Source organism: Dorea sp. AM58-8 (genome assembly GCF_003464045.1).
In the GTDB taxonomy this organism is placed as follows: Bacteria; Bacillota; Clostridia; order Lachnospirales; family Lachnospiraceae; genus Claveliimonas; species Claveliimonas ammoniilytica.
The window spans coordinates 36,733-59,086 of the sequence record NZ_QSDM01000002.1; the positions used below are offsets into that span (position 1 = coordinate 36,733).

Genomic DNA, 22,354 nt, shown 5'->3' on the forward strand with positions numbered 1-22,354 from the left:
GAGGATAATATGGCAACAGAATTAACTATGCCAAAGAACGATATGGACATGGAAGAAGGTACTATCGTTAAGTGGCTGAAGAATGTTGGAGATAAAGTAGAAAAAGGCGAAATGTTCATGGAAATCGAGACAGATAAGACTTCCATGGAGATTGAGTCTCCTGCAGCAGGAGTTCTTCTTGCTCAGTTTTATCAGGGTGGAGATGTAGTCCCGGTTAACACAGTTATGGGATATGTCGGAGAAGCCGGAGAAAAGGTACCGGAGCAGGCAGCAAAAGGAGATGCACCGGCAGCTGAGGAACCAAAAACTGAGGCAGCAGCATCTGTAGCAGAGAAGAAAGAAAATGAATATGATGTAGCTGTAATCGGTGGAGGACCTGCCGGATACGTAGCAGCAATCCGTGCTGCACAGCTTGGCGGAAAGGTTATCATCTTCGAGAAAGATACCGTAGGTGGAACATGTCTGAACAGAGGATGCATCCCGACTAAGACATATCTGAAGACTGCTGAGTACATTCATCATATCGAAGCAGCTGCATCAAGAGGCATTGTAGTTAATGCTGAGCACAGCGTAGACATGCCAAAGGTTGTAGCATATAAGGACAAAGTTGTAAAACAGCTGACAGGCGGTGTTGGAAGCCTGTTAAAGGGAAATGGCGTGAAGCTGGTATCCGGAGAAGCTTCTCTGGAAGATGCAACAACAGTTGCATGTGACGGCAAGACATACAAAGCTGACAAGATCATCCTTTGCGGTGGATCTAAAGCAATCCGTATCCCGATTCCGGGTGTGGATCACAAAGATGTTATGACCAGTGATGAGATTCTGGCTATGACAGAAGTTCCGGAAAGACTTGGTATCATCGGCGGTGGTGTAATCGGATGTGAAATGGCATCTGCATTCAGCGCATTCGGAAGCAAGGTTACCATCGTAGAGGCTATGGACCGCGTAGTATCTATGCTTGACAAAGACATTTCTGCAGAAGTTGACAAGACTCTGAAGAAAGGCGGCGCAAGCGTTAACTGCGGACGTAAAGTATTAGAGATCAAAGACAATGGCGGACATCCGGTAATCGTAACAGATAACGGAGAATTTGAAGTAGATAAAGTCCTTCTGTCAATCGGACGTGCAGCAGACCTTGGATGCCTTGGTAAGCTTGCTGATCAGATTAAGACAGAGAGAGGCAAGATCGTAGTAGATGATACGATGAAGACATCTGTTGATAATATCTACGCTTGTGGTGATATCAACGGACGTATCATGCTTGCTCACTCAGCATTCAAGATGGGTGAAGTAGCAGCTGAAAATGCAGTAAAGGGAACCGCAGTAAAATGTGACCTGAGCTATGTACCAAGCTGCCTGTACCTGTCACCGGAAGCTGCTTCTGTAGGTCTTACAGAAGAAAAAGCAAAAGAGGCTCATCCAGAAGGAGTTCGTATTGGCAAGTTTAATATGGCTGCTAACGGAAGAAGTGTTGCATCTGGAGAGACAACAGGATTTATCAAGGTAATCGCTGACAACAAATATGGTCAGATTCTTGGTGTACATATGGTAGGCGGCGTCGCATCTGAGATGATCGCAGAGGCAGTCGCACTGATGCAGATGGAGATTACAGTGAATGAAGTAGCTGAATCTATCATTCACGCTCACCCAAGCTACTCAGAGGCATTTGCAGAGGCATGCGCAGACTGCCTTGGGATGTGCATCCACCAGCCTCCGAAAAAAAAGAAATAAGACAATTTCTAATTCCTTCTTAAAATGTTTATAGTGAGAAAAGCGCTTCAGTATGGGGAAGCGCTTTTTTCGTGTTTATATTAGGTTCTTAGCTTTGAATTCAAAGATTAGTGTTTAATGGAACTGTTACGAGTGCTCCATTTCGGTTGGATGTACACTTGCGTATTTATTGGAATTGGTAAAATGCAAAATGATACAAAAGATTGAAGAAAAATGAAAAGAATGATATGATTAATAAGAACAATCGTGTTGCAGGGTGGCTGACCTCCATTTTATATAGAATGGGGGTGGTGCTGATGAGACATTTTGATTTTAAAGACCTGATGGCCTTCGGAATGTTTATTCTTGCATTACTGACATTCATTTTTTCGAATTTGAAGTAGTGCATTAAAGCTAACAAAACCGCCCTTGTACTTTGGCGAGTAAGGGCGGTTTTTACTTAACATACTGGTCAACCCCTTGTGGGCGGTTGTTCTTTTATTAGATTATAATATAGATATATTTAAATAGCAATAGATTATGAAATATCTCAAAGAACAGATTGAATTATTAACATTATTTTGACAATATTTTCATAGACATTTTAAATTCAGATTGTTACAATGTGAGTATGCATTGAAGAAGGAACGATATGCAAATATCGAAATGAGGTGTTAGGATGGAAGAGCAAAAGAAATGTGCGGTTAAGCGGATCGGAGTATTGACTTCCGGTGGCGACGCACCAGGTATGAATGCGGCTGTACGTGCCGTAGTGCGTACAGCACTCTACATGGGAATTGAAGTAGTAGGTATCCGTCGCGGATGGCATGGATTGATCAGTGGAGACATGTACCGTATGACAGCGGTGGATGTGTCGCATATTATCAACGAGGGTGGTACAATGCTGTATACAGCCCGCAGTGATGAATTCCGTACTAAGGAAGGACGTAAGAAAGCATACGATAACTGTAAGCTGTTCGGACTGGATGGAATTGTGGCAATCGGTGGTGATGGTACATTTGCCGGAGCTTTGGCACTTTCTACGGAATATCCGATCTCTGTAGTTGGCATACCGGGTACAATTGATAATGATATCGGATGTAGCCACTATAGTATAGGATATGACACAGCAGCGAATACGGCAGTAGAAGCAATCGATAAGATCCGTGATACGATGCAGTCTCATGAGAGATGCTCGGTTATCGAGGTCATGGGACACAGAGCAGGTAATCTGGCACTGTATGTTGGTATTGCGACAGGTGCAACAGCCGTTCTGATTCCGGAAGAACCTTGGGATTTTGAGGAAGACGTTGCGGAGAAGATCCGTAATGCAAGACTTGCAGGGCGTACCCATTTTATGGTAATCGTAGCAGAGGGAGCTAAGCGTAAAGCAGACGGAACGCTGGATAATGAAGTGGTTGGTAATGGTACTGCCGGGCATCAAGTCGCAGATCTGATCCGTGCAGAGTTGGGACTGGATCCTAGAGTGACCGTACTCGGACATATTCAGCGAGGCGGTTCACCGACAGCACGAGATCGTGTGACAGCTACCCGTATGGGATATGTGGCTGTAAAGGCTCTGGCAGAAGGTAAGACGAATCGTGTAGTCGTGCGTTATTTTGGTGAGATCAAGGATGTAGATATGGTAGAGGCTCTGAAGCAGGAGAACCGGCTGGACGAAGAGGAAAAGCAAGTTCTGAGAGCAATGACATTCTCATTCTAGAGCGAATACAGTCAGCTTAAAGTATAAAGAAAAGTATAAAAAATGGGAGGTGTCGGATATGTAATCCAGTTACCTCCCATTTATTATATGAATCCTTTTGCGATTTTTATATTAACTGATTAGTCTGTCATTGCTCCGGATTTCTGTAACTCTTTCTGTGCCAGCTCTGATTCGGAAGGCATAGACATTTTCCGCGCATCGCGGAAGAATGTTGCGGAAGTGATGATCATAACTACACATACGATGTAAGTCAATGTGGACAGTGACAGGAAGCATGCAACCTTATATGCAATGACTACACCGATACATCCGAAAATGGACAGCATAATCGTTGCGGTACGGTCGTATTTTCCTTCTTTGATGAATTTAAAGCAGGATGCGTTCATCAGGAATGCACAGGAACCCATCATGATTGGGAATGCAACTCCGATGTTCATACCAAGTGCGCCAACAAGTGCCATGCATGGAGCATACAGACCAACACCGATCATCATCAATGCGCCAAGGAAGAAGTTAATGACCACTCCTACGACTAATTTAATACCGCTAAGTCCGGTTGCAGTGCCGACAGCACCGAATGGACCGACGCCGGCGTTCTTGCATACAAGTGCAACAGCCAGGATTACCAGACCGACAGACAGAGCATAACGAACGGTTTTCAGATCCCATTTGCAGACGATGCCGGAACCAACGAGTGCGCCGATAGCAGCTGCGGCCAGCATGAGATAAAGAGTCAACGGATCAATGTCTACGAAAGTCATAAAGAGGATGCCCTCTAATGCAACGGGAATCGTGTTGCCAACATTTAATGTACCCGGAATAATCTCATCATTTGTTGATTTGGTGAATTTGAAACATGCAGACTGTGTTGCAAAACATCCGATACCCCAGGTATCCAGCATGTTGGTGAATAAACCGATCAGGGCAAGTGTAATACCCTTTTTGAAATGGATCTCGTCTTTGTGCTTGATCAGATCGACAATCAGAAACAAAGCAGAGCAGATTGTAAATGCGATCAAAACAATTCTTAGTAAAATTACTGCATTCATTTTAACCCTCCAGATAAATATACCAAAATATTGTGATAAACAGTTACCTGGCAGATGTCCACCCCGATAACCTTGGAAATCCGCCAGCATTTTTAATTTTATAACTTTGTCTTTTGTTAAACAATTTAAGAAAATTAAATGGGTCATTTAATATATCTAAAGAGTGGAGGAATTGAAGAAAAATGGTTATGATATAAAAAATATTGAATGGGTCGTTTAACATTTCTAATGTATGCGCGGTGGATGCGTCTTGCGTACTGGCTGCTGCAATTATATAATAAAAAAGAGTGTTACAAACAGGGAGCAAAAAATGACAAAGTACGAAATGATTCTAAGCGTGTATCATACACACAGCATATCAGTCACAGCAGAAAAATATAATTATACGCAGTCAGCGATCAGTCAGGCAATTAAGAGCTTTGAGAAAGAACTTGGTTTTCCGCTGTTTAAAAGAACGAAAAATGGCATGCTGCCAATCTCAAATACAGAAGAAATTATCCGGGAATTGCGAACAATCTGCGATGCAGAGAACCGTATTGCGGATATCGCATCGAATCTGACCAGTCTGAAAAATGGTTATATACATATCGGAACGATCAAGAGTATTGCATATAACTGGTTACCTTCCATGGTAAAGAATTTTTCAAAAAAATATCCAAATATTCATTTTAAAATATCAATGGGAAGTTCTTCGCAGCTTCATGATAAGCTGGATCAGAATGAGGTGGATTGTATCTTTGTGTCCAATTATCTGCTTCCGGATAATCTGGAATTTTATCCGATGGATACGGATGAACTGATGCTCCTGACGGCGAGAAATCATCCACTGGCGGACAAACTGAAGGTGAATCTGACTGATATTAAGGACGAGAATTATATTTATTCAGAAGATGGTTTTGACTTTGAAGCGGGTGGGATCTTTGAGCAGAATAACATTCATCCGACTGTGCTTTACCAGTTAGATGATGACGTGGCTGTCCAGAAAATGGTATCCGATGGGATGGGAATCAGTGTATTACCGAAATTATTGCTGTCCACTCCGCCATTCGACATCTGCATCCGCCCATTTACGGAGCATTACAAACGGACATTGGGCGTGGCATATCTGAAAGACAGCGAATTGGATCCGGCGACAGAAGCGTTCTTGGAATATGTAAAAGAATGGAAATCAAATAAAGGAGAACAGCGAAGATAGGATGAATATCAGAAAGACCAGAAAAGAAGATGTCCCAGTAATTATGGATTTGTATGAAAATGCAAAAGCATTTATGCGCAGCAAAGGCAATCTGACACAGTGGAATGACGGATACCCATCGGTAGAAATTATCACAGAAGATATCGACAACGGTAATTCTTATGTGTTTGTGAAAAATGATGAGATCGTAGGAACATTCGCGTTCATCATCGGTGAAGATCCGACTTATCAGGTGATCGAAGATGGCGAATGGCACAGCAGTAAGATCTACGGAACCATCCACAGAATTGCATCATCCGGTAAAGCGAAAGGCCTGGCAAAGACCTGCTTTGATTACTGCAGTGAAAAGATTGATTATCTCAGAATTGATACGCATGAAGATAACCAGCCGATGCAGGATGCAGTGCTCAGATATGGATTCCAGAAATGTGGAATTATATATGTCAGAGACGGAAGTAAGAGAGTAGCATTTGATTATATAAAAGGATAGAGAATATGGGTATTCTTTCGTAACAGTAGCAATTCCATTGATTCTCGGTCTTTTATTTCTCTGGTTTGGAAAAAACTGTGGAACAGAGCAAGTAAAAGAAATGAGGAATATCGACAGCGGTATACAGGTCATACCACACTTCGTGTGATAAGAGTGGTAAAGCACGAGCGGGAGGAGCATGATTCCAATGAACAGGGACCGGAAAGCGTGATCTATGTTACGTTCTATACGCCGGTGTATGAGTATACGGTCAATGGTCAGAGATACGAATATGAGACGCGAGTGGGAAGTTCTACAGATCAGTATCCCATCGGAATGGAATGTCCGGGATATTATAATCCGAGTAATCCGGCGGATGTGACAGAGAGCCTGACAGATATAGCAGGCGGCGGAAGCCGTTTTTGGAGTCTGTTATGCTTTGTGATTGGGGCGTTGGCTATCGTGTACGCGTTAGTGCGAGTGTGGACGGTTATGCCATTATTGTGAGAGGTGAGTATGTGATTTGGGATATGAAGGATTGTGATGACACGAAAGCGGAAATAGAATTGTTGAAATGTTTGGCAAAAGGAGAACAGTCGGCGAGAGAAGAGGGATGGATTTCTGTTGACGATGTAGAAGCAATATTGAGAGTAAACGAATGAAATGAGTCTCACAGGAGAAAATCTTGTGGGACTTTTGCTATCTTAAGCAATGGTCATTAAATCAATTTTTAGGAAATGGAGAAGGGATGTTACTTATACCGCAAATGTAATTCATATCAACATTATAGAAATGTGCAAGCTTGATTAGAGAATCTACCGGAATGCGTGTTTTGCCAAGTTCGTAATCAGCATAGGTACGCTGACCAATATTTAGTAAGCTAGCAATATCTGTTTGTGTATAATCATGGTCTTCTCTTAGGGCGCGTACACGTTCTCTGTAATGCATAACAAATCCTCCATAGGTATTTTATCCAAGAGTTTATAACTCTATTGACTTTTAGAGTTATAAACTCTAAAATGAATTACATAAGGAACTATTGGATAAACAAAAAGGAAAGAGAGGAAAACAATATGGAGGAAAACAATATGGAGGTAAAAAAATGTCCTAATTGTGGAGCAGAGATTCCAGAGGATAGAGAGTATTGTGAACAGTGTGAGGAACAGTTGAAACAGACGGTTGGAACAAGTAAGAGGGAGGAGATGAACCAAAATTCAGATCTTGCAGAGACCGTGGTAAGTCAAGATGAAGCGATTGATGAAGTAGCAGTTCAGGCTGAAATGGAACAAGAGGTTACAGATAATAAAGAAACACTTCTAAACCAAGGAAAGAAAAAAATAAATCGTGCAATAGTAATATCTGCGATAGGTTGGATTGTGTTAATAATTATTGGAGTGACCATGAAGGGACAACAGGATTCAAGATATAAGGTCTTAAAAGAGCGTTATGAGTCTATAAACACACAATTGTCAGATGAAAGAGAGCGCGCAAGTGATTTACAAACGAAGGTCAATGACTTACAAGCGAAGTTAGACGAATTAGAGAATGGTGCAAGTACTCAATTAGTTGAGATTAAAAATGCTTATGAAAACGGAGAGTGGCAGAACGTAATTGATCTGGCAGGTAAGCTGCATGAAAAATATAACGGTTCGGAAGAAGATAAAGAAGCTCAAGAAATGGCGAAAAATAGTCAGAGTAAACTTGATGAAGCGGCAGCTGCTAAGGCGGCAGAAGAAGCACAAGGATATGAAACGGGAATTACATATGATCAGCTGGCAAGAACACCAGATGATTTTAAAGGTAAAAAAGTTAAGTTTACTGGAAAAGTTGTGCAGGTTATAGAAGGTAGTGGAAGTATCCAAATACGTTTGGCAGTTAATGATAATTACGATACGATTCTTTTTGGACAGTATGATTCGTCTATTGTTGGATCAAGAGTTTTGGAAGATGATCATATTACCATTTACGGTACGTCAGCTGGTACGATAAGTTATCAGTCCACAATGGGAGGAACGATCACAATTCCAGGTGTTTCGATAGAAAAAATAGATCAATAAAATCCAAGAGCAGGAGATAGGATCTCTTGCTCTTGGTATATATGATGATGCTTGGAGTGCAGTGCAAAAATATAATATTTTAGATGTTGAAAATATCATTTGAATTTTAATGATTTTGAGAGATATAAACTTTAAAACAAATTGTGTAGAGGAATTAAATGAGAGGAGGTAAGAAAGAACTGCATCAGCAACAATATATGCAAAGAACAAAGCGCACAGCAGTTCGGTGGAGGAATGTGAATATTGGTATGATCATAAAAGTATTTCTAATTTAGAAAATGATTATGAAGCACCATTAGTGTCGAAAATAGGTAATGTATCATATATAACAAGTAAATATATGTTGGGATCAGATTATGTTAGACCAAGATTATACTATTCTGTTGAAGCGTTAAAATGAGACTATTAGAAGCATATATTGAGAAAAGCGGTTGACCCTTTTCGGGACGACCGCTTTGTCTTTAAGGACGACTGTCTAATTGAGCAAAAGAAAAGTCCTTGATAATCAAGGACTTCGTTCTAGTGCGGAGAAAGGGACTTGAACCCTCACAGTGTTGCCACCACTAGAACCTGAATCTAGCGCGTCTGCCATTCCGCCATCTCCGCTTGCTGACAAAAGCTATATTACCACAGGCAATATGAATTGTAAAGAGTTTTTTGAAAAAAATAAAAAATTTCTTGTACAGGTAGTTTTTCAAGGTAAACAGGTCACCCTGTTGCATTTACTATGAAAAGCCAGGTCTTATATTGAAAAAGGACAGTATTGGGAATACAATAGATAAAACAGGAGGTGCAGATATATGTACGCAGAGGAAGTTGCAAAATTACAGAAAATTATAGATGACAGCAGCAGGATTGTGTTTTTCGGAGGCGCGGGTGTATCTACGGAGAGTAATATTCCGGATTTCCGGAGTGCGGACGGACTTTATCAGCAGAAGTATAAGTATTCGCCGGAGCAGATCGTAAGTCATAGCTTCTTTATGCAGAATCCGGAGGGGTTCTATGAATTTTATAAGAATAAGATGATGTTTCTGGATGCAGAGCCGAACCCGGCGCATAGAAAACTTGCGGAGATGGAGCAGAAGGGAAAGCTTACGGCGGTGATCACGCAGAACATTGATGGGCTTCATCAGCTTGCCGGAAGTAAGAATGTGTTGGAACTTCATGGAAGCATCCATCGCAATTACTGTATGAAATGTGGCAAATTCTACGATGCGAAGTATGTGAAGTATGCAGATGGCGTGCCAAGATGTGAGTGTGGCGGCATGATTAAGCCGGATGTTGTATTATATGAAGAAGGGCTGGACAGTAATGTGATCGATCGGAGTATTCGTGCGATCAGTGAAGCGGATACATTGATCATTGGAGGCACATCTTTGGTGGTATATCCGGCAGCAGGGTTTATTGATTATTTCCATGGCAAGCATCTGGTAGTGATCAATAAGAGTGCGACGGCGAGAGAAGTGGGTGCGGAACTGACCATTTCTGTACCGATCGGGGAGATATTGAGTCAGATTACGTTATAATATGGTTGTGGTAAGTTCGTGTGGATTTAGACCTTGGAACTCTGACAGCACACGTAAGAAAAGACTGGAAAGAGCAGGTAGACAGATTTATGAATGAGATGAGACAGACAGCGTGGAGCAGAGAACATCGGAAGAAGCCGTATGTGACCGCTGTGATATTGACGGTATTGATTGTAGCTGAGATATTTATCCTGAGCGGCATACTTGGATATTTATTTGGAACGGCGGGAGTGGTACTTCATGAGATTGTGCTGGCATTGATCGGTATATTAATGATTCTGATCATGCGGGGCAGAATGAAGACGGCATTTCCATTTCGGAAGCTGAAATGGTCTGGTATATTTGGCTCTTTGATCCTGTGGGGCGGTATCTTGCTGCTGACCAGCGTGGTGACACTTACGATGGCGTATTTTTTTCCGGACCAGATGCTGAATGCGAGTAATGGTGTAGATGAATTGATGTCTGCGACACCGATGTGGATCGACCTGCTGGTGGTTGCAGTGACGCCGGCAATCTGCGAGGAGATTGCATTTCGCGGAGCATTACTGACCTGTTTTCGTGGGGCGCGGAGCAAATGGACTGGGATTATTATCGTAGGATTATTCTTTGGTGCGTGCCATGGCAGCGTGTGGCGTATGGTGCCAACGGCGATACTTGGACTTGTTATGGGATATGTTCTGTTTGAGACGGAGAACATCTTCTATTGTATGCTGATACATTTTACCAATAATGCATTTTCAGTAATACTGACAAATGCGCTCGTGTGGCTGGAGAGGCTGCAGGGAACAGGCGCACAGGCAGTTGATGTGGCAACAGACAGACTGCCGTTAGCATCTGTTGGCATTTATATGATTTTTGCAACGATAGCACCACTGCTCTTATATATAGGTAACTATCTGATTCACAGGGGGCAGCCGGGATATACGAAGGTATTCCCACGGGAGAAAAGAGGAGCGCTGTGGGGAATGCTTGGTGCCTGCGCAGTTCTTTTTGGATGTGGAGTCTTTCTGATATCCGCCGCTGTTGTGCTTCAGGTAATACTGGGGTAAAAAAAGGATTGCCTTTCTGGAACGAATTGCTATAATGGAGTATAGATTTAATATAGGATAGTAGCTTATGAGCCAGGCATGAGAGTGCCGATGGAGGATAAAATGAAGATATTGATTGCTGGTGATGGTAAAGTTGGAGCATCACTGACTCGGGAACTGACAGCAGCCGGGTATGATATTACACTGATTGATTCGAAGCAGAATGTGTTGGATAGTAGTATTGAGCGATTTGATGTGATGGCGATTCGGGGTAATTGCGCATCTATGGAGATATTGGAAGAAGCAGGCGTTAAGGATGCAGATCTTCTGATCGCGGTGACAAGTGCGGATGAAGTTAATTTGTTGTGCTGTCTTACAGCGCATGGTATGAATCCTGATATTCATACGATTGCACGTATCAGGAATCCGGAATACAGCAAGCAGATTTATCGGATGCGTGGGATATTTGCGCTGTCATTGTCAGTGAATCCGGAGAAGCAGGCTGCGATTGAGATTGAGCATCTGCTGAAATACCCGGGATTCCTGAAGAGAGATTCTTTCGCAAAGGGAAGACTTGAGATTGTAGAACTGAGAATTGGTTCGGACAGTAAGCTGAAGGATCTGGCATTGAATGATTTGGATTCCGTAGCAAAATGCAAAGTACTGGTATGCGTTGTATTGAGAAAAGGCAAGGTAATTGCACCGGATGGTAATTTCGTATTGCAGGAAGGCGACCGTATCTTTGTTACGGCACCGACCGATAATCTGACGATATTATTGAAGAATCTGGGCATTATTACGCATAAGGTACGTCGCGTTATGATCTGTGGCGGTGGTAAAGTCAGCTATTATCTTGCTGAGAGACTGAAGAAGAGTGGTATGATCGTGCAGATCATTGAACAGGATTATGAGAAATGTCTGGATTTGGCGAAGCGTTTGCCGGGAGCCAGCATTATCCATGGAGATGCCAGCAATCAGGCACTGCTGGAGAGCGAAGGCATCCAGGATTGCGATGCGCTGATTACGATGACTGGCATGGATGAGCAGAATATCATCATTTCTTTATATGGTAATAACTGTGGCGTGCCGCAGGTGATCACGAAGGTAGGACATCTGGATCACACCAAGATTATCGAGAATCTTCCTATAGGAAGTATTGTGAGTCCGAAGGAGCTGTGTACCAATGCAATCGTACGTTATGTGCGTGCAATGCATAATCAGGAAGGTGCTGCGATTACGGTGTACGGTATCGCGGATGGTCAGGCAGAAGCACTGGAATTTCTTGTGGAGAAGGACACCAGATACTGTGGAGTGCCATTGAAGAACATGGAGACGAAAAAGAATATCCTGATCGCAGGTATTTCTCATAAGGCGAGGACAGAGGTGCCGGATGGAGAGTCCAGCTTTGAGGTGGGCGATACGGTAGTTGTTGTATCCGGTCGTGACGAAGTACTATATCAGTTGGATGATATATTTGAATAGGTGAGGAGACGTCATTATGAACTATAAGATGGTTGGGCGTTTTCTGGCCCAGATATTGACTGTGGAAGGTTTGTTTATGATTCCAGCGGTGATCATCGGCTATGTATGCGGAGAAGATAATGCCATGCAGGCACTGCTTTGGAGTATTCTGATCATCGCAGTGGTGGTTGCGTTTTTAAGGCTTACCTGCAGGCATGCGGCAAGTGGATTCTACGCAAAAGAAGGTTTGGCGTGCGTAGGACTTGGATGGATCGGTATGTCATTATTTGGTGGACTTCCATTCTTTATCGCTCGCGAGATTCCGAACTATGTGGATGCATTATTTGAGATTGTATCCGGATTTACTACAACCGGATCATCCATTTTACCGGTAGTAGAAGACATGTCCCAATGTCTGTTGTACTGGAGAAGCTTCAGCCACTGGCTGGGCGGTATGGGTGTGCTGGTGTTCCTGCTTGCGATTGTGCCGGCAGGAGGCAAGGGCAGGGGCTATACGATGCACATTCTTCGTGCGGAAAGCCCGGGACCGGTCGTTGGTAAACTGGTTCCTAAGATGAAGGATACAGCGAAGATCCTGTATCTGATCTATATTTTGCTGACGGTCATTAATATTATTTTCCTGTTGGCTGGTCATATGCCGGCATTTGATGCATTTTGTACTGCGTTCGGTACAGCCGGAACCGGTGGTTTTGGTATTAAGAACGACAGCATAGCAGGTTATAGTCCGTATCTGCAGAATGTAACGACTGTATTCATGCTGTTATTTGGAGTGAATTTCTCCTGCTATTATCTGCTTTTGATCAGGCAGTTCAAGGCAGTGTTCTTTGATGAAGAATTACGGTTATATCTTGGCGCTGTGCTTGGAAGTACGGCGCTGATTGTGTGGAACCTGCGAGGATTCTACGGATCTCTGGGTGAGACTATACGACATGCGGCATTCCAGGTGTCCAGTATTATTACAACCACCGGATTTGCTACGACGGATTTTGATAAATGGCCCGGATTTTCCAAGGCGATCATATTGTCGCTGATGGTACTCGGAGCGTGTGCAGGAAGTACCGGAGGAGGTCTGAAATGCGGACGCGCGTTGATCTTGCTGAAGAGTGCACATCGTAATATCCGTAAAGTTCTGCATCCACAGAAAGTGCAGGTAGTGCGCAACAACGGTCGTATGGTGGACGAGAAGATTGTGGCAAGCATCAATGCGTACATGGCTATCTATGTGATCATTGTGATCTTAAGTTTCCTGATGATATCCATTGATGGATTTTCGGTGGAGACGAATCTTTCAGCAGTGCTTGCATGTTTTAACAATATCGGACCGGGACTGGATGCTGTAGGACCGACCTGTAACTTTAGCGCATACAGCATTTTCTCCAAATTAGTACTGATCGGAGATATGCTGGCAGGTCGACTGGAGATATTCCCGATATTGATCCTGTTATCAAGATCTGCGTGGAGCCAGAGATAAGTGCATCATAACTGGATTTTGTTTCAATATTATATGAAGTTTACCGTATAAACGGAACTGTATAGATACATTAATAAGGATAGTAAGGAGAAGAATTATGGGTAAGTATTTTGGAACAGACGGCTTCCGTGGTGAAGCCAATGAAGTGCTGACAGTGGAGCATGCCTTCAAAGTGGGACGTTATATCGGATGGTATTACGGCCAGGAACACCGCGCAAGAGTCGTGATCGGTAAGGATACCAGACGAAGCAGCTATATGTTTGAGTACTCTTTGGTTGCAGGTCTGACAGCTTCCGGAGCGGATGTATACCTTCTGCATGTTACGACTACACCGAGTGTGTCTTACGTGACAAGAACTGAGGATTTTGACTGCGGTATTATGATCTCTGCCAGCCACAATCCATTCTATGATAATGGTATTAAGCTGATCAATCACAAGGGACATAAGATGGATGCCGATGTTGAGGCGAAGATTGAAGCATACATTGACGGAGAGATACCGGAGCTTCCACTGGCGAAGAAGGATCAGATCGGACGCACCACAGATTACTCAGCAGGACGTAACCGTTATATCGGATATTTGATTTCTTTGGCAACCAGATCTTTTGAAGGTAAAAAGGTAGGACTTGACTGTGCAAACGGAAGCTCATTTATGATCGCAAAGAGTGTGTTTGATGCGCTAGGTGCTAAGACCTATGTGATCAATAACGAACCGGATGGTCTGAATATCAATACAAACTGTGGATCTACTCATATCAACGTGCTGCAGGAGTATGTACGTGAAAAGGGACTGGATGTAGGATTTGCTTACGACGGAGATGCGGATCGCTGTATCGCAGTGGATGAGAACGGCAATGTTGTAGACGGTGACCTGATTCTGTACGTATGTGGTAAATATCTCAAAGAAACAGGACGTCTGAATGGTGATGCGATTGTGACAACAGTAATGTCCAATCTCGGATTATACAAAGCCTGCGATAAAGTGGGCATGAAATATGAGAAGACCGCTGTTGGTGACAAATACGTATACGAGAACATGGTAAAGAATAATTATTCTCTGGGCGGTGAACAGTCCGGACACATTATTTTCAGCAAGCATGCGACGACTGGAGACGGTATCCTGACTTCTCTGATGATTATGGAAGTTATGCTGGAGAAGAAGATGACCCTTGGCCAGCTTACAGAGCCTGTACGCATTTACCCGCAGCTTCTGAAAAATGTGCGTGTTACAGATAAGAAGACTGCCCGTGAGAATCCGGCAGTGCAGGCAGCAGTTAATGCAGTGGCAGAGACGCTGGGCGATGACGGACGTATTCTGGTGCGTGAGAGCGGTACAGAGCCTGTGATCCGTGTCATGGTAGAAGCAACGACGGATGAACTGTGTGAGAAATACGTAGATCAGGTGATCGATGTGATTCGCGCAGAAGGTCTGGTTGTGGGATAGAACGAACGGAATCTGGAAATAATACCTCCTGTAATAGGAGGTATTTTTTATGGATAAATATGTACCGATCAGAGATGTATATGCGAGAGAAATCCTTGATTCGCGAGGGAATCCTACGATCGAGGTGGAGATACTGGCTGGAGAGAAAACCGTGGGGTGTGCAAGTGTACCGTCGGGCGCGTCCACCGGGAAATATGAAGCAATCGAACTGCGTGACGGAGAGGCACGTTACATGGGAAAAGGCGTGGAGCACGCGGCTGACCATGTGAATGCACAGATCGCGCCGGAGATCGTGGGGATGAATGTACTGGATCAGAGAGGGCTGGATGAGGTGCTGAAGAGACTTGACGGCAGCAGGAATAAAGGGAAACTTGGCGCTAATGCAATTCTCGGGGTGTCGATGGCAGCGGCGAGAACGGCAGCAAAAATATCCGAACGTCCATTGTACACGTATCTTGGCGGTGTACAGGCGAGGACATTGCCGGTTCCGATGATGAATATTATGAACGGTGGCAGGCATGCGGACAACACGATTGACATTCAGGAATTTATGATCCTGCCTGTGGGTGCGCCAGATTTCCGGGAAGGTGTAAGGATGTGTGCGGAGATCTACCAGAGCCTGAAAGCGCTGCTTGGGCAGCGCGGCTGTAACACGGCGGTAGGAGATGAAGGTGGTTTTGCACCGGATCTTCCGGATGCGAAAGAGGCACTGAGCATGTTAATGGATGCCTGCAAAATGGCAGGGTATCAGCCGGGAAAGGATATGTTGTTTGCACTGGATGTGGCAGCGTCTGAGCTCTATGATGAGAAGCTGAATGCTTATGTGTTTGACGGTGAGAGCCGGATGCATGGACAGAAGGTTCTGCGCACGACAGATCAGATGATCGCGTATTATGAGGAACTGCTTGCAGAGTTCCCGATATATTCGATCGAAGATCCGCTAGACGAAGAAGATTGGGAAGGATGGGTCAAGATGACCGCGCACCTTGGCGGAAAAGTATATCTGGTAGGAGACGATCTGTTTGTGACGAATACCGAACGTCTGAAGAAAGGGATAGAACTTGGCGCAGCCAATGCGATCCTCGTGAAGATCAATCAGATCGGAACGTTAAGTGAGGCATTTGATGCGGTGGAAATGGCACACCGGGCGGGCTGGCAGGCAATCATATCCCATCGTTCGGGAGAGACTGCGGATACGATGATCGCGGATATTGCGGTTGCATTTAACACGGGGCTTATCAAGGCCGGTGCACCGTGCAGATCAGAGCGCGTAGAGAAATATAACCGCCTCATGAGGATTGAGGAAATGTTGGGAAAGACAGCAGATTTTCCTTGCTATATGGACACTCCTGTGATAAGATAATTATGTTTAATCCGCAGGAGGTGTGAATCGTGGAAATTTTGAAGACCGTATTAATGATTTTACTTGCAATCGATTGTATTGCACTGACAATAGTTGTATTATTACAGGAAGGTAAGTCGGCAGGACTCGGAACTATCGGAGGTATGGCTGATTCTTACTGGGGACAGAACAAAGGACGTTCTATGGAAGGTACTTTAGTGAAGGTTACCAGAGTGCTCGCAGTATTATTTATCCTGCTTGCGCTGGCATTGAATCTGAAGGTATTTGCATAAGAAGATGAATTTGGATGTAAGGCACTCTTGTAATAAGGGTGCCTATTCTTATGTGCAGAAGTTAGGAGAGAAGATGGACCAGACATTTGAAAAGAGAAAAAAGATTATATATGAATTTATATGCGATGATATGTATGTGCCGATGAAGCTGAAGGAGCTTGCCATTCTGCTGCAGGTGCCGAAGGAGCAGCGCAGTGAGCTGAAAGCGGTCATGGATGCACTGGAGGCAGAGGGCAAGGTGCATGTATCTCAGAAGGGAAAGTATCTCAAGGGAGCAGGACGGACGCTGCGCGGTGTCTATCAGGCACATCCGCGAGGATTTGGCTTCGTAACGATAGAAGGGGAGACAGATGATATCTTTATCCCGGAGAAGGAGACCAATGGAGCACTTCACGGAGATATGGTAGAGATTCTGTTAACCGCTTCGCCGGAAGGAAAGCGTAAGGAAGGTAAGATCGTGAAGATCGTGGAGCGCGGTACGGCAAAGATTGTAGGTCTCTATCAGGTGGCAAAGGGCAAGCATTACGGATTTGTGATTCCGGATAATCAGAGATTTCTGCAGGATATCTTTGTGCCGGAGGAGCGCGCCAAAGGTGCGGTAGACGGTCACAAGGTGGTCGTGGAACTGACGTCTTACGGTTCAGATAATGCCAAGCCGGAAGGTAAGATCGTAGAGATTCTTGGTCACGTGAATGATCCGGGCGTGGACATCATGTCAATCGTAAAAAGCTATGATCTGCCGGTTGAATTTCCGGAGAAAGTGATGAATCAGGCAGAGCGTGTGCCGGAAGAGGTCAGTGATGCAGATATGGCGGGTCGCAAGGATCTGCGTGAGTGGGTGATGGTCACGATCGATGGCGAAGATGCGAAGGATCTGGATGATGCGGTATCGCTTACGCGGACAGAAGATGGCAAGAACTGGATTCTGGGCGTACATATCGCAGATGTGGCGAATTACGTGCAGGAGCGGAGTGCACTGGACAGAGAAGCACTCCATCGTGGAACCAGTGTCTATCTGGCAGATCGTGTGATCCCGATGCTTCCACACCGTCTGTCGAATGGTATCTGTTCGCTGAATGCAGGCGTGGACCGTCTGGCAATGAGCTGCATTATGACAGTAGATGCCAAAGGAGATGTAATCGATCATGAGATCTGTGAGTCTGTGATTCGTGTTAATGAACGTATGTCTTACACCAGCGTCAAGAAGATCCTGGAAGACCATGATGAGGAAGAGACGACGCGTTACATTGATCTGGTGCCGATGTTTGAGGAAATGGAGCAGCTTGCCGGTATCCTTAGAAACCGCAGACATCAGCGGGGTTCGATTGACTTTGATTTTCCGGAGAGTAAGATCATGCTGGACGAGGAAGGACATCCGACGGAGATCCGTTCTTACGACCGTAATGTGGCAACGAAGATTATCGAAGATTTCATGCTTCTTGCCAATGAAACGGTAGCAGAAGAGTACTACTGGCGGGAGATTCCGTTCGTATACCGGGTACATGAGACACCGGATGAAGATAAGATCAAGAAGCTTGCAATCCTGATCAATAACTTTGGCTATTCTCTGCACATTTCCGATGAGGTGCGTCCGGGGCAGATCCAGAAGCTGCTGGCGAAGATCCAGGGTACACCGCAGGAGACAATGATCAGCAGACTGGCACTGCGCTCGATGAAGCAGGCGAGATATACGCCGGAGAATGACGGACATTTCGGACTGGCAGCGCGCTATTATACACATTTTACATCCCCGATCCGCCGGTATCCGGATCTGCAGATCCACCGCATTATCAAGGATGATCTGCGTGGCAGAATGAACGAGAAAAAGATGGAGCACTATCAGACAATCCTGCCGGAAGTGACCAGACAGGCAAGTGAGACAGAACGACGGGCAGAAGAGGCAGAGCGGGAGACGATCCGCCTGAAGAAGGCTGAGTATATGGAAGCACATATTGGCGAAGTATTTGAGGGTGTGATCTCGGGCATTACCAACTGGGGCATCTATGTGGAGCTGTCTAATACGATTGAAGGACTGGTTCATGTTGCAAATATGTACGATGACCATTATGATTATTATGAGGATAGATACGAGATGGTTGGCGAGCACACAGGCAAGACGTACAAGCTCGGTGAGACGGTGTATGTGCGTGTGATCGATGCCGACTGTCTGACAAGAACCATAGATTTTGAGATGGCTGATGAAGGAGATATGGAAGATGGCGAAGAGTAATGGCAAGCTGATTGCCAATAATAAAAAGGCATATCATGATTATTTTATTCTGGATACTTACGAGACAGGCATTTCGCTGGCAGGTACAGAAGTAAAGTCCTTGCGTATGGGCAAATGCAGCATCAAGGAGTCTTTTGTAAGAATTGAAAACGGCGAGGTCTTTATCTACGGCATGCATATCAGCCCGTATGAGAAGGGCAATATTTTCAACAAAGATCCGCTGAGACCGAGAAAGCTTCTGCTGCATAAATACGAGATCAATAAGCTGCTTGGTAAGACGAAAGAAAAGGGTATTGCGATCGTGCCGTTGAAGGTATATTTCAAGGGAAGCCTGGTGAAAGTAGAGATTGGGCTTGCCAAAGGTAAGAAGCTGTACGATAAGCGTCAGGATATTGCCAGGAAGGATCAGCAGAGAGAAGCAAGCAGAGACTTCAAGATCCGTAACTTCGGATAGTTATCTGCTGAAAATGCGCTGATACAGCCAGCGACCAGGCTCATGGTCGGACACATGATGGCTACTGTTGCTTCTTTAAGGGCTGCCGGGAATAAAATGTTAGTACTGAAAATATGGTTGCCTGCCTGTTACTAATATGATAATATACAGACAGGGAAACCAAAGCCAGGCGGCTACCCTTCTTTTACGGAGGGATAAAAACACCCTCCAGACGGAAGAAAGGAGGGCGATAAGATGATTACATATTCTGATCTGATTCAGTTTTGTATATTCATAGTTGCCCTTGTTGGTCTCTGTTATGAGATATTCAAGGGAAAACGGAAATAGCCGCCAACTACCGCAAATAGTTGACGGCTGTTGTAAATAACAGCTAACTATACAATCGGGTAGCCGCTTGCGGTTTCCCTCTTTGTATGTTCAATATAGCACATCTGGCAGCAAGACGCAAGAGGATAAAGCAGTCCTGTTTAATATAATGATGCCAGGGTCAAAAGGTCTAAATCCACATGAGCTTGCTCATATCTGCATCATATCATAAAAATAACGGCACTGTATATGATTATCATACACAGTACCGTTATCATTTTGTTATACTGAACAGGGATCGCATATCGAGTTTGTCTTGTTCAGTCTTAGTGGACCTGGCGGGAATCGAACCCGCGTCCGAAAGCCCTTCCATTCCGGCATCTCCCATCACAGTCATTATACTGACATTCCCTCCGTCTCCCGCCTAATGACAGGCTGAAAACTTCAGTAGCTTCATAAAGTCTTCCATTCCCTCAAAGCTTTGGGAACGAAGTGCTCCGCCTCGTTGAAGCCGGTGACTCAGGCAGCGGATGACCCGAGGCCGACTGCTGCCAAATTAGGCAGCGTACGCTAAATTATTATCTGCGTTTAAATTTAAATAGAACTTTTAACGTAGTGTCCCACTACGGATGGCTTCCAGAACTTCTAAACCCCCGTCGAAACCAGTACAAGCCCGAATATAAAAGTGTACTGATTAGGCAGATGTTCTTTTGCGTATAGTTCATTATACGCAGTGGAAGGGAGAATGTCAAGGGGTAAACTGCATCATTCCTGACATGATACATCCACCTTTTGCTCCGCAGGAGGCGATTTCTGCAGCTTGATCCGGTGCAATTGTGTGAGTATCAGCATCCAACTGGATTCCGCCGATGGCATAGACCGGGATGGATACGCTCTTACAGACATTTCTTAAAAAGTCCAGTCCCCGAGGTGCCAGCCCCTTTTTACAGTCTGTGACATAGACGTGTCCGGCGGTTACGTAAGTCGCGCCAAGTCTCTCTGCTTCCATAGCATCTTCGACGGAGTGTACAGAAGAACCGATCTGTGTAAAATCATTTAGTTCATGTGCATATGTTCGGAGAAGTGGAAGCGGCAGGTGGATAGAAGTGCAGCCAAGTGCCCGTGCGGCATCCGGGTAGGTGTGGAGAACACATGGTACTTCATAGGAGTGACAGAGCTCCAGCACCTGTGCCGCCAGTTTTTCATATTCCTGTGCCGGCAGGTCTTTTTCCCGCAGAATGATAAACGCAGGATGTGTCTGACAGACCATTTCCAGCTGTTCCGGAAATGGCCTGTGACAGAGACTGCGGTTCGTGACTGCGACAACCTGCATTTCTTTAGACGTATACATAGTCGTTCATGACCGGCTGGAGATGATTCTGAACCAGCGCCTGATAGACTTCATCTACGCTTCTTCCGTCAGAGATCTCGAACTGGTCGTCTCCTTTTTCTTCAATCTCATCGACGTGTTCACCGATTCCGGTGCTGACTCCGGCAGAAATTTTGGTAGCCGCGATCTGCACCAGGTTATCCCTTACGCGGGCACATTCTCTGGTAGAGATAGTGATACTTGCAAATGGCATCAGCAGCCGGTATGCGCAGACAACCTGCAACAGCTGTGCCTCGTGTACATCCATCGGATTGATCCGGTCATTGTTGATGATTGGACGGAGTCTCGGACAGGAAAATGCAATCTCGGCATGTGGGTATTTGCGCTGCAGGAGCCATGCATGATAGCCTGTGGCAAATGCGTCCTTGCGGAAATCATCCAGCCCTAAGAGAGCACCGAATCCGACACCGCGCATGCCGCCCATCAGTGCGCGTTCCTGTGCATTGACACGATATGGGAAGATACGCTTGTGTCCGGCGAGGTGGAGTGTTTCGTATTTGTCGGAATTGTAAGTTTCCTGGAATACGGTTACGTAGTCGGCTCCGCATTCGTGCAGGTAAGCATATTCATCGGAATTCATAGGGTAGACTTCTAATCCGATGACTTTGAAATATTTTCTTGCAATCTTACATGCCTCGCCGATGTATTTGACGTCAGATTTGACACGGCTCTCTCCGGTCAGGATCAGGATTTCCTGTAGTCCGGATTTGGCAATGGCAGCCATTTCCATGTCGATCTGCTCTGCGTTAAGCATCGCACGGCGAATCTTGTTGTGACAGTTAAATCCGCAGTAAATGCAGTAGTTCTCGCAGTAGTTGGCAATGTACAGTGGCGTAAACATATTAACGCTGTTGCCGAAGTGCTTTCTGGTCTCGCGCTGCGCAGCCTGTGCGATCTCTTCCAGAAATGGAAGTGCAGCAGGGGAAAGGAGTGCGGCAAAGTCTTTCGGTGTTACCGGATCTGCCTGCAGTGCCCGGCGCACATCAGCAGCCGTATAGCTGTCATAGTCATAGTTTTTGGATGCTTCCACCACCTGATCCATAATGTCAGAACCTGGATCCTCCATACCTGGCAGGTAGGTCATGTGGTCAATACGGTTTTTCTTCTGATCTTCCAGAATTTCTTCGTTCAGAATACTTTCGTTCAAATGTTCTTCTGTTGCATGTTCTTTCATAATGCTCTCCC

The 22,354-nt window shown here is 44.9% G+C and carries 21 protein-coding genes, 1 tRNA gene and 1 other RNA gene; 17 read left to right on the forward strand and 6 right to left on the reverse strand.

Annotation, left to right across the window (positions count from 1 at the left end; translation table 11 throughout):
• The first annotated feature begins 9 nt into the window (after positions 1–9).
• A complete protein-coding gene (gene lpdA, locus DXA18_RS01790; RefSeq protein ID WP_118382419.1) occupies positions 10–1,731 on the forward strand; it encodes a dihydrolipoyl dehydrogenase in 1,722 nt (573 codons plus the stop codon).
• 658 nt (positions 1,732–2,389) lie between these two features.
• Positions 2,390–3,433, forward strand: a complete 1,044-nt coding sequence (locus DXA18_RS01800) for an ATP-dependent 6-phosphofructokinase (RefSeq protein WP_118382421.1) — start codon at positions 2,390–2,392, stop codon at positions 3,431–3,433.
• 119 nt (positions 3,434–3,552) lie between these two features.
• Here the strand turns inward: DXA18_RS01800 and DXA18_RS01805 are convergent, their stop codons facing one another.
• The gene (locus tag DXA18_RS01805) at positions 3,553–4,482 is read right to left on the reverse strand and encodes a permease (RefSeq protein WP_243006995.1); all 930 of its coding nucleotides are present in this window, start codon (positions 4,480–4,482) and stop codon (positions 3,553–3,555) included.
• Positions 4,483–4,792: 310 nt separating this feature from the next.
• Between DXA18_RS01805 and DXA18_RS01810 the strand changes: the two genes are divergently transcribed.
• The 4 genes from DXA18_RS01810 (at position 4,793) to DXA18_RS15585 (ending at position 6,808) form a co-directional block, all read left to right on the forward strand.
• Entirely contained in the window at positions 4,793–5,677 is an 885-nt protein-coding gene (locus DXA18_RS01810) for a LysR family transcriptional regulator (RefSeq protein ID WP_118382422.1), read from the forward strand.
• Position 5,678: 1 nt separating this feature from the next.
• Positions 5,679–6,167: an N-acetyltransferase gene (locus DXA18_RS01815; RefSeq protein WP_118382423.1), complete on the forward strand. Its 489-nt coding sequence runs from the start codon at positions 5,679–5,681 to the stop codon at positions 6,165–6,167.
• A gap of 144 nt (positions 6,168–6,311) precedes the next feature.
• Entirely contained in the window at positions 6,312–6,653 is a 342-nt protein-coding gene (locus tag DXA18_RS01820) for a DUF3592 domain-containing protein (protein ID WP_158567074.1), read from the forward strand.
• Between the two features lie 11 nt (positions 6,654–6,664).
• On the forward strand, positions 6,665–6,808 hold the full coding sequence (locus DXA18_RS15585) for a hypothetical protein (RefSeq protein WP_158567075.1): 144 nt from the start codon (positions 6,665–6,667) through the stop codon (positions 6,806–6,808).
• 61 nt (positions 6,809–6,869) lie between these two features.
• Here DXA18_RS15585 and DXA18_RS01825 read toward each other — a convergent pair whose 3' ends face one another.
• Positions 6,870–7,094, reverse strand: coding sequence for a helix-turn-helix domain-containing protein (locus DXA18_RS01825; protein ID WP_118382425.1), 225 nt, complete (start codon positions 7,092–7,094; stop codon positions 6,870–6,872).
• A 140-nt stretch (positions 7,095–7,234) separates the two neighbouring features.
• On the opposite strand from DXA18_RS01825, the gene DXA18_RS16300 reads away from it, so the two are divergent.
• Complete coding sequence (locus DXA18_RS16300) at positions 7,235–8,203, forward strand: zinc ribbon domain-containing protein (RefSeq protein WP_118382426.1); 969 nt, start codon at positions 7,235–7,237, stop codon at positions 8,201–8,203.
• Between the two features lie 523 nt (positions 8,204–8,726).
• Here the strand turns inward: DXA18_RS16300 and DXA18_RS01835 are convergent.
• A tRNA-Leu gene (locus DXA18_RS01835) sits at positions 8,727–8,809 on the reverse strand.
• A gap of 194 nt (positions 8,810–9,003) precedes the next feature.
• On the opposite strand from DXA18_RS01835, the gene DXA18_RS01840 reads away from it, so the two are divergent.
• The 10 genes from DXA18_RS01840 (at position 9,004) to DXA18_RS15965 (ending at position 19,800) form a co-directional block, all read left to right on the forward strand.
• The gene (locus tag DXA18_RS01840) at positions 9,004–9,729 is read left to right on the forward strand and encodes an NAD-dependent protein deacylase (RefSeq protein ID WP_118382427.1); all 726 of its coding nucleotides are present in this window, start codon (positions 9,004–9,006) and stop codon (positions 9,727–9,729) included.
• Between the two features lie 20 nt (positions 9,730–9,749).
• Entirely contained in the window at positions 9,750–10,778 is a 1,029-nt protein-coding gene (locus DXA18_RS01845) for a type II CAAX endopeptidase family protein (protein WP_118382428.1), read from the forward strand.
• Positions 10,779–10,880: 102 nt separating this feature from the next.
• Positions 10,881–12,239 (forward strand): Trk system potassium transporter TrkA, encoded by a 1,359-nt coding sequence (gene trkA / locus DXA18_RS01850; RefSeq protein WP_118382429.1) that lies wholly within the window; start codon positions 10,881–10,883, stop codon positions 12,237–12,239.
• 16 nt (positions 12,240–12,255) lie between these two features.
• Complete coding sequence (locus DXA18_RS01855) at positions 12,256–13,710, forward strand: TrkH family potassium uptake protein (RefSeq protein WP_118382430.1); 1,455 nt, start codon at positions 12,256–12,258, stop codon at positions 13,708–13,710.
• A 97-nt stretch (positions 13,711–13,807) separates the two neighbouring features.
• On the forward strand, positions 13,808–15,154 hold the full coding sequence (gene glmM / locus DXA18_RS01860; RefSeq protein WP_118382431.1) for a phosphoglucosamine mutase: 1,347 nt from the start codon (positions 13,808–13,810) through the stop codon (positions 15,152–15,154).
• A gap of 49 nt (positions 15,155–15,203) precedes the next feature.
• Positions 15,204–16,517 (forward strand): phosphopyruvate hydratase, encoded by a 1,314-nt coding sequence (eno, locus tag DXA18_RS01865; protein ID WP_118382432.1) that lies wholly within the window; start codon positions 15,204–15,206, stop codon positions 16,515–16,517.
• A gap of 29 nt (positions 16,518–16,546) precedes the next feature.
• Positions 16,547–16,789 (forward strand): preprotein translocase subunit SecG, encoded by a 243-nt coding sequence (gene secG, locus DXA18_RS01870; RefSeq protein WP_118382433.1) that lies wholly within the window; start codon positions 16,547–16,549, stop codon positions 16,787–16,789.
• A 73-nt stretch (positions 16,790–16,862) separates the two neighbouring features.
• Positions 16,863–19,019, forward strand: coding sequence for a ribonuclease R (gene rnr / locus DXA18_RS01875; protein ID WP_118382434.1), 2,157 nt, complete (start codon positions 16,863–16,865; stop codon positions 19,017–19,019).
• Positions 19,006–19,473, forward strand: coding sequence for an SsrA-binding protein SmpB (gene smpB / locus DXA18_RS01880; RefSeq protein WP_118382435.1), 468 nt, complete (start codon positions 19,006–19,008; stop codon positions 19,471–19,473). Before rnr ends, smpB begins: the two co-directional genes overlap by 14 nt.
• A 234-nt stretch (positions 19,474–19,707) precedes the next feature.
• The gene (locus tag DXA18_RS15965) at positions 19,708–19,800 is read left to right on the forward strand and encodes a putative holin-like toxin (RefSeq protein ID WP_227189010.1); all 93 of its coding nucleotides are present in this window, start codon (positions 19,708–19,710) and stop codon (positions 19,798–19,800) included.
• A gap of 306 nt (positions 19,801–20,106) precedes the next feature.
• Here DXA18_RS15965 and ssrA read toward each other — a convergent pair.
• From ssrA to thiH, 3 genes are all read right to left on the reverse strand, one after another.
• Positions 20,107–20,454: a transfer-messenger RNA gene (gene ssrA / locus DXA18_RS01885) on the reverse strand.
• Positions 20,455–20,527: 73 nt separating this feature from the next.
• Positions 20,528–21,130: a thiamine phosphate synthase gene (locus DXA18_RS01890; RefSeq protein WP_118382436.1), complete on the reverse strand. Its 603-nt coding sequence runs from the start codon at positions 21,128–21,130 to the stop codon at positions 20,528–20,530.
• The gene (gene thiH / locus DXA18_RS01895; RefSeq protein WP_118382437.1) at positions 21,117–22,343 is read right to left on the reverse strand and encodes a 2-iminoacetate synthase ThiH; all 1,227 of its coding nucleotides are present in this window, start codon (positions 22,341–22,343) and stop codon (positions 21,117–21,119) included. The genes DXA18_RS01890 and thiH overlap by 14 nt, the downstream gene beginning before the upstream one ends.
• Positions 22,344–22,354: the final 11 nt, after the last annotated feature.

What these genes read in the sequence shown, in the direction of transcription:
- DXA18_RS01890 (WP_118382436.1), bottom strand. Translation starts at nt 21,130, where the DNA reads ATGTATACGTCTAAAGAAATGCAGGTTGTCGCAGTCACGAACCGCAGT.
- DXA18_RS01810 (WP_118382422.1), top strand. Translation starts at nt 4,793, where the DNA reads ATGACAAAGTACGAAATGATTCTAAGCGTGTATCATACACACAGCATA.
- DXA18_RS01855 (WP_118382430.1), top strand. Translation starts at nt 12,256, where the DNA reads ATGAACTATAAGATGGTTGGGCGTTTTCTGGCCCAGATATTGACTGTG.
- thiH (WP_118382437.1), bottom strand. Translation starts at nt 22,343, where the DNA reads ATGAAAGAACATGCAACAGAAGAACATTTGAACGAAAGTATTCTGAAC.
- trkA (WP_118382429.1), top strand. Translation starts at nt 10,881, where the DNA reads ATGAAGATATTGATTGCTGGTGATGGTAAAGTTGGAGCATCACTGACT.
- glmM (WP_118382431.1), top strand. Translation starts at nt 13,808, where the DNA reads ATGGGTAAGTATTTTGGAACAGACGGCTTCCGTGGTGAAGCCAATGAA.
- DXA18_RS01800 (WP_118382421.1), top strand. Translation starts at nt 2,390, where the DNA reads ATGGAAGAGCAAAAGAAATGTGCGGTTAAGCGGATCGGAGTATTGACT.
- DXA18_RS01825 (WP_118382425.1), bottom strand. Translation starts at nt 7,094, where the DNA reads ATGCATTACAGAGAACGTGTACGCGCCCTAAGAGAAGACCATGATTAT.
- eno (WP_118382432.1), top strand. Translation starts at nt 15,204, where the DNA reads ATGGATAAATATGTACCGATCAGAGATGTATATGCGAGAGAAATCCTT.
- smpB (WP_118382435.1), top strand. Translation starts at nt 19,006, where the DNA reads ATGGCGAAGAGTAATGGCAAGCTGATTGCCAATAATAAAAAGGCATAT.
- DXA18_RS15965 (WP_227189010.1), top strand. Translation starts at nt 19,708, where the DNA reads ATGATTACATATTCTGATCTGATTCAGTTTTGTATATTCATAGTTGCC.
- DXA18_RS01815 (WP_118382423.1), top strand. Translation starts at nt 5,679, where the DNA reads ATGAATATCAGAAAGACCAGAAAAGAAGATGTCCCAGTAATTATGGAT.
- DXA18_RS01805 (WP_243006995.1), bottom strand. Translation starts at nt 4,482, where the DNA reads ATGAATGCAGTAATTTTACTAAGAATTGTTTTGATCGCATTTACAATC.
- lpdA (WP_118382419.1), top strand. Translation starts at nt 10, where the DNA reads ATGGCAACAGAATTAACTATGCCAAAGAACGATATGGACATGGAAGAA.
- DXA18_RS16300 (WP_118382426.1), top strand. Translation starts at nt 7,235, where the DNA reads ATGGAGGTAAAAAAATGTCCTAATTGTGGAGCAGAGATTCCAGAGGAT.
- DXA18_RS01840 (WP_118382427.1), top strand. Translation starts at nt 9,004, where the DNA reads ATGTACGCAGAGGAAGTTGCAAAATTACAGAAAATTATAGATGACAGC.
- rnr (WP_118382434.1), top strand. Translation starts at nt 16,863, where the DNA reads ATGGACCAGACATTTGAAAAGAGAAAAAAGATTATATATGAATTTATA.